At 61.1% G+C, this 578-nt stretch carries 1 protein-coding gene; it reads right to left on the reverse strand.

The features are described from left to right. On the reverse strand, positions 1 to 578 hold a 578-nt coding region (locus tag LCF57_RS25680), incomplete at both ends, for an AMP-binding protein (RefSeq protein ID WP_226003194.1).

Here is a 578-nt window from a genome sequence, read left to right on the forward strand (position 1 = left end):
CTCCGCCGATAACCAGCTCGCCCAGCACCCCGACCGGCACCGGGTTCAGATGCGCGTCCACGATGTAGAATTTCGCATTCAGCCACGCTTTGCCGATCGGCACATGGCCTGTCTGCGGCAGCTTCGTCAGCGGCTCGTCGTAGAAACTTGAGTCGATCGCCGCTTCCGTCACGCCGTATGCGTTGATGATCCGGAACAACGAGCCGAAGCGTTCTTGCAAGGTCCGGTAATCCGCCACGCTGCAGCTGTCCGAGCTCGTGATCAACAGCTCCAACCGGCTCATATCCAGTTGCTGCTCGTGCACGTACTCCAGGAACGGCACGATCAGCGCCGGTGTCGATTCGAAGATGGTGACCCGCTCCCGCTCAATCCAGTGGTGCAGACGAGACGGATCGATCCGGTCGTCCTTCGGCACAATCACCATCGTGCCTCCGTTATACAGCGTCCGCGCGATATCTCCCACGAACACGTCAAACGAGAAGCTTGCGAGCTGCAGCAGCCGCACCGGGAACTGATCCAACCGGTATTCCCGCCGGTAGCCCGCCGCCGTGTTCACCAGGCTGCGGTGCTCGATCATC

It is taken from the genome of Paenibacillus sp. BJ-4, assembly GCF_020404765.1.
Classification (GTDB): domain Bacteria; phylum Bacillota; class Bacilli; order Paenibacillales; family Paenibacillaceae; genus Paenibacillus.